The organism is Streptomyces sp. NPDC005496 (assembly GCF_042872045.1).
In the GTDB taxonomy this organism is placed as follows: domain Bacteria; phylum Actinomycetota; class Actinomycetes; order Streptomycetales; family Streptomycetaceae; genus Streptomyces.
The window spans coordinates 243,564-255,773 of the sequence record NZ_JBIAJQ010000008.1 but is presented as its reverse complement, the minus strand read 5'-3'; the positions used below and the strand labels follow the sequence as shown (position 1 = coordinate 255,773).

11 protein-coding genes are annotated in these 12,210 nt (G+C 70.0%); 5 read left to right on the top strand and 6 right to left on the bottom strand.

What is annotated here, in order from left to right; all coding sequences use genetic code 11:
- Positions 1 to 272 precede the first annotated feature (272 nt).
- Together ACFYQQ_RS25245 and ACFYQQ_RS25240 are read right to left on the bottom strand one after the other, a co-directional pair.
- Positions 273 to 1,493 carry a GDSL-type esterase/lipase family protein gene (locus ACFYQQ_RS25245; protein WP_388905182.1) on the bottom strand — a complete coding sequence of 407 codons (1,221 nt, stop codon included), beginning with the start codon at positions 1,491 to 1,493 and terminating at the stop codon, positions 273 to 275.
- 97 nt (positions 1,494 to 1,590) lie between these two features.
- Positions 1,591 to 2,160 carry a TetR/AcrR family transcriptional regulator gene (locus tag ACFYQQ_RS25240; protein ID WP_356172276.1) on the bottom strand — a complete coding sequence of 190 codons (570 nt, stop codon included), beginning with the start codon at positions 2,158 to 2,160 and terminating at the stop codon, positions 1,591 to 1,593.
- 249 nt (positions 2,161 to 2,409) lie between these two features.
- On the opposite strand from ACFYQQ_RS25240, the gene ACFYQQ_RS25235 reads away from it, so the two are divergent.
- A complete protein-coding gene (locus ACFYQQ_RS25235; RefSeq protein WP_355796098.1) occupies positions 2,410 to 2,850 on the top strand; it encodes a hypothetical protein in 441 nt (146 codons plus the stop codon).
- Positions 2,851 to 3,145: 295 nt separating this feature from the next.
- On the top strand, positions 3,146 to 3,991 hold the full coding sequence (locus ACFYQQ_RS25230; RefSeq protein ID WP_355795934.1) for an RNA polymerase sigma factor SigF: 846 nt from the start codon (positions 3,146 to 3,148) through the stop codon (positions 3,989 to 3,991).
- Positions 3,992 to 4,136: 145 nt separating this feature from the next.
- On the opposite strand, the gene ACFYQQ_RS25225 is transcribed toward ACFYQQ_RS25230, so the two are convergent.
- From ACFYQQ_RS25225 to ACFYQQ_RS25210, 4 genes are all read right to left on the bottom strand, one after another.
- The gene (locus tag ACFYQQ_RS25225; protein WP_355791767.1) at positions 4,137 to 5,354 is read right to left on the bottom strand and encodes a helix-turn-helix domain-containing protein; all 1,218 of its coding nucleotides are present in this window, start codon (positions 5,352 to 5,354) and stop codon (positions 4,137 to 4,139) included.
- A 222-nt stretch (positions 5,355 to 5,576) separates the two neighbouring features.
- A complete protein-coding gene (locus ACFYQQ_RS25220; protein ID WP_355791770.1) occupies positions 5,577 to 6,527 on the bottom strand; it encodes a hypothetical protein in 951 nt (316 codons plus the stop codon).
- A gap of 59 nt (positions 6,528 to 6,586) precedes the next feature.
- A complete protein-coding gene (locus tag ACFYQQ_RS25215) occupies positions 6,587 to 8,146 on the bottom strand; it encodes a DUF6801 domain-containing protein (RefSeq protein ID WP_356239992.1) in 1,560 nt (519 codons plus the stop codon).
- Between the two features lie 116 nt (positions 8,147 to 8,262).
- Positions 8,263 to 8,895 carry a hypothetical protein gene (locus ACFYQQ_RS25210; RefSeq protein ID WP_355795618.1) on the bottom strand — a complete coding sequence of 211 codons (633 nt, stop codon included), beginning with the start codon at positions 8,893 to 8,895 and terminating at the stop codon, positions 8,263 to 8,265.
- 733 nt (positions 8,896 to 9,628) lie between these two features.
- Here ACFYQQ_RS25210 and ACFYQQ_RS25205 point away from each other — a divergent pair.
- Genes ACFYQQ_RS25205 through ACFYQQ_RS25195 form a run of 3 tightly spaced genes read left to right on the top strand, consistent with a single transcriptional unit; the run spans position 9,629 to position 12,210 of the window.
- Positions 9,629 to 10,639 carry an ATP-binding cassette domain-containing protein gene (locus ACFYQQ_RS25205; protein WP_355791963.1) on the top strand — a complete coding sequence of 337 codons (1,011 nt, stop codon included), beginning with the start codon at positions 9,629 to 9,631 and terminating at the stop codon, positions 10,637 to 10,639.
- A 26-nt stretch (positions 10,640 to 10,665) separates the two neighbouring features.
- The gene (locus ACFYQQ_RS25200; protein ID WP_355791966.1) at positions 10,666 to 11,397 is read left to right on the top strand and encodes an ABC transporter permease; all 732 of its coding nucleotides are present in this window, start codon (positions 10,666 to 10,668) and stop codon (positions 11,395 to 11,397) included.
- A 6-nt stretch (positions 11,398 to 11,403) separates the two neighbouring features.
- Positions 11,404 to 12,210 (top strand): ABC transporter permease, encoded by an 807-nt coding sequence (locus ACFYQQ_RS25195; protein WP_355791961.1) that lies wholly within the window; start codon positions 11,404 to 11,406, stop codon positions 12,208 to 12,210.

The window sequence follows — 12,210 nt, the reverse complement described above, 5'->3', positions numbered from 1 at the left end:
GTAGGCGACCGCAGGACCCCGCCCGCATGGGCGCATGGCGGGCACTCGCCCGCTCGGGGCCGGGGGGCATGGGGCCGGTGTCTGGGGCGGTGGCCCGGCGGGCGTCTGCTGGCCGTCATGGTGATCCGCGACGAGATGAGCGATCCCCCCGAGACACTCGCCAGGTGCCGCTGGGAGGCGGCGACCGTAGCGGCCCCACGAAGTACACCTCGACCACGGACCAGGGCCCTGAACTGCGCGCCCCACGCCGGGAGTTCCGCTCGGCCTCGCCGTCAGTGGCCGTCCGCCGTGAGGACTCCCCCGGCTCCGAAGGCGAGAGCGGCGAAGCGTTCACCCATGCGGCGATGGGTGGCCGCGTCGGGGTGGAGCTCGTCGGGCAGCGGCAGTTCGGCGATGTCCTCCGCTCCGTAAAGCTCGCGGCCGTCCAGGTAGTGCAGGTGCGGGTCCTCGGCCGCCCGCTGCTTCACGATGCGTGCCAGTTCGTCCCGGATGACGGCGAGGGTCAGCTTCCCGGCCGCCCGTTCCGCGGGGTCGCCCGCTGCCCGGAACCGCAGTTGTCCCTTGTCGAGGCCGCTGAAGTCCGGCGCGCTGGGTCCGGGGGTGTCCTCGTGGATCGGGCACAGGATGGGCGAGACGACGAGCAGCGGGGTGGTGGGGTGTCCCTCGCGGACGGTGTCGAGGAAGCCGTGCACGGCCGGGGTGAAGGCGCGCAGTCGCATCACGTCGGTGTTGACGAGGTTGATCCCGATCTTGACGCTGATGACGTCCGCCGGGGTGTCCCGCAGGGCGCGGGCCGTGAAGGGATCGAGCAGGGCGCTGCCGCCCAGACCGAGGTTGATCAGCTCCACGCCACCGAGTGAGGCGGCGAGCGCGGGCCAGGTCGAGGTCGGGCCGGCCGCGTTGGAGCCGTGGCTGATCGAGCTGCCGTGGTGCAGCCAGACGGGGCGCCCGTCCCCCGGTACCGCCTCGACGGGAGCGTCCGTGCGCAGGGCGACCAGCTCCGTGATCTCGTTGTACGGCAGCCAGATCTCCACGTCCTTCGTACGGTCCGGCAGGCCGGTGAACCGTACGGTGCCGACGGGGCCGGGCAGGGTTTCCGCGGCCCCGGTGGCCATGTCCATCAGGAGGACCTTGCCGCCGGTCACACTGGTCTGCCCCGCGAACCGGCCGTCCACGACCAGGTCGTACAGGCCGTCCGGGCGCGGCGGTGCGCCTTGGTAGGCCATCTTGGTGCGCAGCGTGTCCAGCTCCACGACGGTGGCTCGGGTGCGGAACACCAGTCGTACGCCCGACGGCTGGGCCTCCGCGAGGGCCAGCTGCCCGTCGGTGTACTGGGCCCGGGCCCGGGCGGGCAACCGGTGCGGCAGCACGCCGTGTTCGGTGCGCTCCAGATCGAGGGCGCCGCGCACCAGGTCGTCGGTGACGGGCGTGGTGATGGGTGCGATGGCGGATGCGGTGCCGGTCATGATGGCGGGGTCGTGCTCGAAGTTCATGGCTTCAACCTGTTGCTGGGTGCGTTGCGCCGGTCCGGTCCGGCATGGCGATGGCGCGCTTGCTCTCCGGCTCCCCGGCCGGTGCGCCAGGGACGGATCAGGGGGCGGTCCAGTTACGGAGCAGGGTGTCGAGGGATTCGAGGATGCGCGACCAGGACTCCTGCGAGTCGGGAGCGCTGTGACTGAACCCGCCGCCGGCCTCCAGCGTGACGAACCCGTGGAAGACACTGCCGAGCAGCCGGACGGCGTGGGTCTGGTCGGTCTCCGTGAGGTCGTATCCGCGCAGGATCGCCCGCATCATCTGGGCGTGCCTGACACCGGCGCTCGCGGCGGCCGTCTCGGGGTCGAGCCGCAGCTGCGCCGCCGCGTAACGGCCGGGGTGCTCGCGTGCGTAGTCGCGGTACACGTTCGCGAAGGCGCTCAGGGCGTCCCTGCCCGCACGGCCTGCCAGGGCGGCGGCGCCCCTGTCGGCGAGTTCCTCCAGGGCGAGCAGGGCGATCCTGGTCTTGAGGTCCTGGGAGTTCCTGACGTGCGAGTACAGGCTCGCGACCTTCACGTCGAACCGTCTGGCGAGCTCGGAGACGGTCACCTGCTCGAAGCCGACCTCGTCGGCCAGTTCGGCCCCTGCCCGGGTCAGGCGTTCCGTCGTCAGTCCTGCGCGCACCATGGCGGTCCTCTCAGCTCGTCGAAACCTATCATGCATTTCCCTAAGACCTTTAGGCAAATGCAAGCTGGACTTAGGAGCGCCTACGGGGACAGGGCGCGGCCGTCACCACCCTGTCCTCCCCGGTGACACCTCCGGGCGCTCGCCTCGCCGTGGCGGCGGGAGGGACACGGATCCGGTCAACGCGGCTGTCGGTGACAGCGGGTTGGCGGTTCCCGGTTTGCCGATGGAAGGGCCGGATAACCGAGCGGTATGGCTGGAACAAGCAACAAGACGACGAACGGACAGTCGCCGACGGCGAACGCGCGAGCGGCGAAGAAGGCCGTGACCGACAACGCCTCGGCACCGGCGAAGGAGGCACAGCAGTCCGCCACCGAAGCGGCGAAGAGCGCCGGCGAGGCAGCCGGCGCCGCGGGCCGCGGCAGCAAGGAAGTCCTGGCGGGCATCGGCGGTGCGGCTTCGGAGAAGGCCCGGGTGGCGGCCAAGACGGTGCAGGGCACCGTCACGTCGGCCGCTCAGCAGACGGTCGGCAAGGCCGGGTTGGCCCTGACCCTCCTGAAGGCCAGGAAGGTCGTGGCCGCCGCCGCGGGCGCGGGTACCGCGACCGTGGTCCTCTGCTCCTACACCCTCGGCCGTCGTGCCGGACTGAGGCAGCGCGGACCGCTCTCGCGTCTCAGTGGCGGCCGTCTCTGACCGACAGGACACCACTCAGGTAGTGCTGTTGCCGGGCCCGCCGGAGCTTTTCGCTCCGGCGGGCCCGGCCGCTTGAGCACCCCCGGCAACCGGCCCCGTTTCCCCAACTCCCCCTGCTCAGGCCACGATGCACGCCCCACAGGACCCACCTGCGCCGAGCCCGCCACCGGGCGCTGCGGCGCCCTTCGGCGATCGCCCGCAAAAGACGTGCATGTGTTGCGAGGCCCGGGGTAATCGCGGGTCGTCGGCCCACAGGGGGCGAGTGAGGGGCCGATCTATCTGGGAGGGCATGAGAATGACGGTATTGACGGCCAGCAGGGTCGACGCGGGTATAGCTGGGCTGCCGGAGGTCGCGGACCCGCAGAAAGTGGCGCCGAAGGACGCGAGAGAGCTCTCACGGCAGTTCTTCGACCAACTGGCGGTCCTCGAGGAAGGCACCGCCGACTACCAGTACGTGCGCAACACGCTGATCGAGATGAACATGTCTCTCGTCCGCTACGCGGCCGGCCGCTTCCGCAGCCGCGGCGAACAGGAGATGGAGGACATCGTCCAGGTCGGCATGATCGGTCTGATCAAGGCCATCGACCGGTTCGAGCTCACGCGCGAGGTCGAGTTCACCTCCTTCGCCGTCCCCTACATCGTCGGGGAGATGAAGCGCTTCTTCCGTGACACCAGCTGGGCCGTGCACGTGCCACGGCGCCTTCAGGAGGCTCGCGTCCAGCTGGCCAAGGCCACCGAGGAGCTGCGCAGCCGCCTGGGCCGTACGCCCACGGTCAAGGAGCTCTCCGAGCTGATGTGCCTCCCGGAGGAGGAGGTCATCGAGGCCAGGCTGGCGGCCAACGGCTACAACTCCGCCTCCCTGGACGCCGCCATCAGCGGCAACGAGGACGGCGAGACCGCCCTCGCGGACTTCATCGGCACCCAGGACGCCTCCCTGGAGCTGGTGGAGGACTTCCACGCGCTCGCGCCGATGATCGCCGAGCTCGATGAGCGGGACCGGCAGATCATCCACATGCGGTTCGTCGAGGAACTGACCCAGTCCCAGATCGGTGAGCGGCTCGGGGTGTCGCAGATGCACGTCTCGCGTCTGCTCTCCCGCACGCTGGCCCACCTGCGTGAGGGCATGCTCACCACTCAGTGAGTCACCCGACCTGCTCCGGTCAGGACGAAGGAGCGGCGCCGGTCGAGCGCCGCGGGAGCCCGCCACCGTACGCCGGTGGCGGGCTCCCGGCCGTTGTGCCGCCCTGCCCACGCCCCAGCGGCTGTACGCGGCCTGCCCGCCGGCCTCACGGGCACGTGCCCGCGCCGTTCTGGAGGTGCAGCGAGCGCAGCGCCGCTTCCAGCGCGAAGCGGTGGTCCGGGTCGGTGAGGCGTTCGCCGAGGCGGGCGTCGAGGCTGCGCAGGCGGTAGCGGACCGTCTGGGCGTGCACCCCGAGCATGTCACCGACCTGATCGGCCGGCGCCCGGGTCGAGATGTGCACCCGGAGCGTCTCCACCAGCCGCTCGCGCCGACTGGCCGGCAGACCGGCCAGCGGGGCCAGTTCGCGGGCGGCGACCTGGCACACCAACGGCGGGTCCGAGAGCAGCCAGAGGGTGGTGAGGTGGTCCTCGCAGCGGACGACGGGGGCGTCGGGGACGATGCCGTCGTCGATGAGCTGGAGGACTCGGCGGGCCCAGCGGAGGGAGTCGGCTGCCTGTGCCGTCGGCAGCGTCAGACCGATGACGGCGTGGGTGCCGTTCAGGGCCCGGCCGAGCATGGCCTGGCGTTCGGCGGTCAGGGGTCCCGGGACCAGGAGGTGGGGGTAGGGGGCGTCGAGCTCGGTGAGCACGTCCCCGGCCAGGTCCGCCATCTCCACGGTGTCGGGCACGCCCGGGCGGAACACGACCAGGGTGCATTCGGTCGGCAGGGGCCACCCCGTGGCCTCGCACAGGTCCGTGACGATCGGCTGCGGCAACGGCGGCGCCGCGAGAATGAGATGGAGCAACTGCCGCCTCAGCATGGCCACTTCGGAGGTACCGCGGGCCTGCACCTCGTTGTACCCCTCGCGGGACACCTCCGCCAGCTCCTCCACGTAGGCGAAGAGGGCGTCGGCGAAGGCCAGGATGAGGGTGGGCGAGAGGCTGTACTGGCGGCCCACCGACTGCGCGCGCCGCAGGGCGATGCGGGCTCCCAGCCGGTACGCGCCCTGGAGGGACTCCAGGTCGCGCCCCTCGTACGCCTCTACGCGGCCGAACCGGCGCAGCAGCGCGTCGCGGAGCGTGGAGGGCTTGCCGGGCTCGGCGACCCGGTCGACGAACGCCGTGAGGGCCTGCTCCACGCCCTGCCGGATGGTGTCCGCGTTCGGTCCCTCCAGGAGGCGGCCGTACACGGGGTAGGCACGGGTGACCTCGGCCCGGATCTCCTTGATGAGCCCGGGTAACTCCGGTCTCATGAAGGCGGCGAACTCGGTGGGCAGTGGATCGAGCGGCTCACCGACTTCCGGTGTACGTGCGGGTGAAGGCATCCGTGGTCCCTCGCTCTTCTACGTGCCCAGGGGAGATCGCCGGCGCGGACACCGGGGCCCCGACGAGCGGGTTCGGCGTCCGGGCCGGACGAAGGACGTATGACGTCCATGGCAGTTGAAAGTAGTTCAACTTCCTTAGCACGTACACACTTTGGGCACCGAATGGTCTGCTGAGGCGACTGTGCGCTGCCGAGGTGGCCGAGAACAGTCGCTCGGCGGCCGTTACCTGACGGCGCTGTGCCAGTTCTCCGACAGCTCCTTGCCCGCGTTCGGTGCGACGGTGCCCGGCGCTCCGAGGGCGGCGAGTGACGTGGTGGTGTTGTTCAGCGTCAGGCTGTTGTTGCCCGCGGCAGAGGGCAGGCCCGTCTTCAGGTTCACCGCGGCGTCGATCAGGCCGAGCAGGCCGAGGCCGCAGCCGCCGGCGCCGGGAACGGCGAACGTGCTGTCCTTCTGGGTGGCGCCCACGAGGTTGACGCGGCTCATCTCGCCCTCGTCGTTCAGGTTGCCGGCGCCGTCGAAGAACGTCAGTGAGAAGTCGGGGTAGTTGACGTTGCTCGGGCGGAGCAGGATCGGCTTGGACGTGCTGCCGATGTAGCACCTGCTGCCGAGAAGGGGATTCTCCAGGTGGATGCGGACCGGGATCGACACGATGGGCAGGTCCGTCAGGGCGCCGGCGCTCTGGTCGAAGGCGAAGGGCGTCCCCGCGGATTCCACGGTCGCCGTGATCTTGTTGAGGGTGGAGTTGGTGATCTGGTTGCAGATCGCCGTGACCGCGGGCACGTTGCTGGGGCACATCAGGCCGAGCAGGCCGCCGGGCACGGTGGCCGAGTCGGCGACGAGCGCGCCGCCGGGCGGCGCCACCACGGTGCTGCTGCCGTCGGAGTTCTGGACGACGCCCATCTGCAGATTGGTGCGCCCGGTGGTCACGGTGGTGTTGCCCAGCTTGATGGATCCGCTGGCGGACGAGGACACCACGCACTGCGGGGTCCGCTCCAGTCCGTCGGCGGCGAGGAGTGCGGGCGCGTCGACGGGGCATCGGGTGAACGGTGCCCACTCCCCGTTCAGCTGAACGGTGGCCGCGGTCGCCGTGCCGACCGAGACGAAGGCGCCGAGCGCGGTGGTCAGCGCCGTGGCGACGGTGGCGGATCGGGCGGAGAGGCGCAGGCGGGTCATGGGGTGCCTTTCGTGACGGGAGGGAGGGTGCGGGGGAGCCTCGAACGGCCGGGTACGGTTCAGCGTTCGGGGACGGGAACCTTCAGGGGCTGGCGGTCCTCGGTGCACTCGTCGGGGTTGGGCACCTCGGCGGCGGCGTAGCAGGTCTGGCCCTGTATCTGCTTGATGTAGTTGCCGGGTCCGGAGACGGCCGCCGTGAACAGCCGGTCGAGGTTCTCGCCGGCGTTGTCGCATCCGCGGAAGGCGGGGATGGTGACCTCGCCGGTCAGCGGTCCGCCGGAGAGCAGCTGGTAGCCGGTCGCCGGCTCGCCGGAGTTCTGCTCGCCACGCCCGTGCAGGACGAGATGGTCCCCGGGGAACGCGGCGCTGTCGGGCTCGGGTGACTTCAGCGGGCCGCTGGTGCGGCACGCCGGGCCGACGTCCAGCGGTGTGCCGTCGACCACGAGTTTGACCACGCGCAGGACGAGCGGCACCCGGATGTAGGTGTCGGTGCTGGTGAACACGAAGTCGGTGGCGCCGAGCGAGTCGACCGTCAGCGGTCCGGCCTGCTCCAGCACCATGGTCGCCTCGGCCGGCATGAAGCGGAAGGTCAGGAACGTCGCCTTGAACGGCATGCTCTCCTTGCGGCCGTTGTTGTAGAGGTCACCGGTGGAGTGCTGGCGGATGACGCCGCCGCTCCAGTCCGGGTAGGGCTCGAACTCGGGCGATCCCTGTTCGAGCAGGGTGCAGAACGGCGTGATGAGCGCCGCGGCGTTCTGCTTGCGCACGTTGGAGTACCCGGTGACGTAGGCGTTCAGCGACATCGGGCCGGCCGGGTAGCCCTCGTCGTACTTGCACGGGGGCGCGGCCGGACGGTCGTCGGCCCCTGCGGACGGCCGGTCCCCGACCTTCGGGGCGCGATGGTCCTTGCCGCCGCCCGGTGTCGCGGTTCCCCGGTCCGGCGCTTTGGAGGGAGCGACGGAGGACGAGGCGGTCGGGGAGCCGCCCGGTGCGCCCGTGCCGTTTCCGACCGAGACGGTGGCGAGCAGGGTGGCGGCGTCCTCGCCGGGCTCGCACTCCAGGGTGAGGGACGCCGGTTCGCTGTCCGGTGCGGTCCCCGTCGGCGCCAGGTCCAGGCCGAGGGCCCCCGCCGTGAAGGTCAGGTCGCCGTCGCTCTGCCCGGTGACCGTGGGGACGTCCCCCGTGGTCGTCAGCGTCAGCGGTCCGGCGGCCGGGACCGGTTGGGGTTCGGCGGAGCCGCGCCACAGCGCTCGGGCGGTGGAGTCGCCCTGCGCCACGTCGACCGTGAGACGGGTGGCGACCGAGACGGCGCCGGCCTCGCTCCCGAGGAGTTCCTTCACCGCCTCCTCGGGCAGTTCGACGGCGGTCTCGACGTCCGTCGCCCGGATGGCCCGCCCCACACCGGCCCGGGCCGGCAGCGACGCGGAGACTCGCACGGCCGCGTCGACCTTCCCGGACGGCAGGCCGCAGGTGTAGGGCAGTGAGACGTCGACCGTCTGGCCGGCGGCGACGACGGCTCCGGCGGGCACCATGGCGGCGAGGACGACGAACGTGGCGACCGTGGCACGGCGTCCACGGGTGCCCGCCCGGGTGGCGCCCACCGTCGAGTGCAGTCTCATCACGCGGCTCCGCTCGGTTGGATCAGGGGTGTGCGGTCGTACGGGGTCGGGCACGCCGACGACTCGGATGCGCCCGACCGATGGTCACGGCCGGGCGCATCCGAGCAGGGAACGGCCTACGGGTTCGAACCCTTGATGGTCGGGATGGTGGTCGTGTTCGCCACCTTCACGGCGTAGTTGCCCTTGAAGGTGGGCTTGGTCGAGGTGGTGACGACCGATCCGCAACCGGTCGCCGAGGCGACGGTCAGGTCACCGGAGACGCTGGCGACCGCGAGGATGCCGGTCGAGTTGGTGTAGGTGGCGGACGCCTTGCCGACGACCTTGAACACGCAGGCGCCGACGGTGACGGTGGCGTTGACGTTGCCGATGTAGCCCTTGGTCACGCCGGTTGCGGCGGTGTAGTCCTGGGCGACGACGGTCCACGGGGTGGTGGCGACGGTCGTCACGTTGCCGAGGACGCTGGTGCAGGGCGAGGCGCTGGTGCCGAAGTTGATGGCGGAGATGCTCGCGACCGTCGCCGGGTTGCCGGTGGCGCTCGCCATCGTGCCGGAGGCGGAGGACGTCGTACACGTCATCGGGATGTTGGCCGTCAGCACGATGTTGCCGCTGTTGGTGGCCGTGAAGCTGGACGGCGTCGGGTTGACGGTCCAGACGGTGGACGGCACGGCCGACGACGGGCTGATGGCCATGCCGAAGGCGGCTGCGGCCGTACCCGCGACGACTGCGGTTCTCTTGAGAGACTTCTTCATAACTCTCAAACGCTCCTTGTGGATTGACCGGCAGAGGGTGCACGTCACCCGACAGTGAATTACGGGCGTCTGACTCCTGCGGCTCTGGATTCCTCGACCGCGCCTCGACGTTACTCGCCGGAAACATCGCAGAACAATGGCGCAGACCATGATTCTTTCGGCTCTTTCCGGGACTGTTTCCCAGGTGAGCGGTCCACTGCCGGCGTTAGTCATCCGATGCCAAATCCCTGCTGCTTCACACGAGTCCGCCGACGGCTCCGCAATCCGCCGTCACCGGCCGCCAGAGAGGCCCGACCCGGTGAATTGCGCACCGAGTGACAAAGTCTCGGCCGTCTTTTGTCTCCTGGCACACACATGGGGCGCGACCGCGATCGGCCGTTCCAAAAACTCGGCGACCGGTATTGCCCGCCCAGGTTACTCAGCCGTAATGTTCCGATGCGCAGCAACGGTCCAGGTCGGCGCACCCTGCCGGCCGGACCCGTGACGGGCGGTTCCGACCCCGCCTTCCATCAGGGCCGGATCCCCGTCAGCAGGGCCTCGTACAGCCGGCCCCCCGGAGGTGCGAGGCCCTGCTGTCTCCGCGCAGACAAGTTCCGATCCGGTTTTTGTCTCCGCGGTGACAAATTCGAGGAGCACTCCCGAGAGCGGGCTCCCTACCCATTGTCAACGAACGACAGAACCACCTAGCGTGCGCCACACGGTGCACACGCGACCTGCGCCTGCTGGAGGTGAAATGGGCATCGAAGTCGTGGTCGAGGGACTGACCAAGTCCTTCGGTCGGCAGAACATCTGGCAGGACGTGACACTGACTTTGCCTGCGGGGGAAGTGAGTGTCATGCTCGGTCCGTCCGGCACCGGAAAGACCGTTTTCCTGAAGTCGCTCATAGGGCTGCTCAAACCGGATAGCGGCCGTGTCCTCATCGACGGAGTGGACATGGCGAACAGTCCCGAACACGAGATTTACGAAACCCGGAAAATGTTCGGGCTCATGTTCCAGGACGGCGCCCTGTTCGGCTCCATGTCATTGTTCGACAACATTGCCTTTCCGCTGCGCGAACACACGCGCAAGAAGGAGGCGGAGATCCGCCGCATCGTCATGGAGCGGATCGAGGTGGTGGGCCTGCTGGGTGCCGAGGGCAAGCTGCCCGGCGAGATCAGCGGCGGCATGCGCAAGCGCGCGGGACTCGCCCGTGCCCTGGTGCTCGACCCGCAGATCATCCTGTGCGACGAACCCGACTCCGGCCTCGACCCGGTCCGCACCGCCTATCTGTCGCAGCTGCTGATCGACCTGAACGCGCAGATCGACGCGACGATGCTGATCGTCACCCACAACCTCGACATCGCCGCGACCGTGCCCGACAACATGGGGATGCTCTTCCGGCGCGAGCTGGTCACGTTCGGCCCCCGCGAAGTGCTGCTCACCAGCGAGGAACCGGTGGTGGCGCAGTTCCTGCGCGGACGCCGCGAGGGCCCGATCGGCATGTCCGAGGAGAAGGACGCCGCCACGCTCGCCGCCGAGGCCGCAGCCACCCGCGGTCCGGAGCAACCCCGGGAGATCGTGCCCCAGTTGGAGCCCTCCCCCGGCCTCCCCCAGCGCCGTGCCGTCGCCCGGCGGCGGGAACGGGTGCTGGGCATGCTGGACCAGCTGCCGCCGGCCGCCCGGGCCGCCATCGAGCGCACCTACGCGACGAGCGGCGCCACCGCCCCCACCGTGCCGGTCCCCGTCTCCGGGAGCGGCGCGTGAACGCAGCACTGCGCCAGACCGGACTGATGTTCGCGCTGGCCGCCGAGGTGTGCCGGGCCGTGTTCCGACGCCCCTTTCAGTTCCGGGAGTTCGTCGAGCAGTTCTGGTTCGTCGCGAGCGTCACCATCCTGCCCTCCGCGCTGGTCGCCATCCCGTTCGGCGCGGTGATCGCCCTCCAGGTCGGTTCGCTGACCGAGCAGCTCGGCGCCCAGTCCTTCACCGGCGGCGCCAGTGTGCTGGCCGTCGTCCAGCAGGCGAGCCCGCTGATCGTCGCACTGCTCATCGCCGGCGCGGGCGGCTCCGCGATCTGCGCCGACCTGGGTTCACGCAAGATCCGCGAGGAGCTCGACGCCATGGAGGTCATGGGTGTCTCGCCCGTCCAGCGGCTGGTCGTGCCCCGCGTGCTCGCCACCATGGGCGTCGCCGTGCTGCTCAACGGGCTGGTCTCGGTGGTCGGCACCCTCGGCGGCTACTTCTTCAACATCGTCCTTCAGGACGGCACCCCGGGCGCCTACCTCTCGAGCTTCTCCGCGCTGGCCCAGCTGCCCGACCTGTACATCAGCGAATTCAAGGCCCTCGTCTTCGGCTTCATCGCCGGCATCGTCGCCGCGCAGCGGGGCCTGAACCCGCGCGGCGGCCCCAAGGGCGTCGGTGACGCCGTGAACCAGTCGGTGGTCATCACCTTCATGCTGCTGTTCTTCGTGAACATGGTGATGACGGGCCTGTACCTGCAGATCGTCCCCCCGAAGGGAGGCTGAGCGCCCGTGGCCTCCCCGCTCGTCTGGCTCGACCGCTCCGGCGACCAACTCATCTTCTACACCAAGACCCTGCTGTGGATTCCGCGCACTCTGCGCCGGTACTCCCGAGAGATCCAGCGGCTGCTCGCGGAGGTCGCCTTCGGCTCCGGCGGACTCGGTGTCATCGGCGGCACCGTCGGCGTGATGATCGCGATGACCGCGTTCACCGGCACCGTCGTCGGCCTCCAGGGGTACGCCGCCCTGGACCAGATCGGCACCGCCGCGTTCACCGGATTCGTCTCCGCTTACTTCAACACCCGGGAGATCGCCCCCCTCGTCGCGGGACTCGCCCTGTCCGCCACCGTCGGCGCCGGCTTCACGGCGCAGCTCGGCGCGATGCGCATCAACGAAGAGGTCGACGCGTTGGAAGGCATGGGCATCCGCTCCAAGCCCTACCTGGTCAGCACCCGTGTCGTCGCCGGCGTGATCGCCATCATCCCGCTCTACGCGGTCGGGCTGCTCACCTCCTACGTGGCCTCCCGGTACGTCACCGTGCTGTTCAACGGCCAGTCCCGGGGCACCTACGACCACTACTTCAACCTGTTCCTCTCCCCCACGGACGTGCTGCTGTCCGTGCTCAAGGTGCTGCTCTTCAGCGTGATGGTGATCCTGGCGCACTGCTACTACGGCTACCGGGCCGCCGGGGGCCCCGCCGGCGTCGGTGTCGCCGTCGGACGGTCGGTGCGCCACGCCATCGTGCTGATCAGCGTGACCGACTTCTTCCTGTCACTGGCGCTGTGGGGCGCCACCACGACCGTGAAGGTGGCGGGCTGA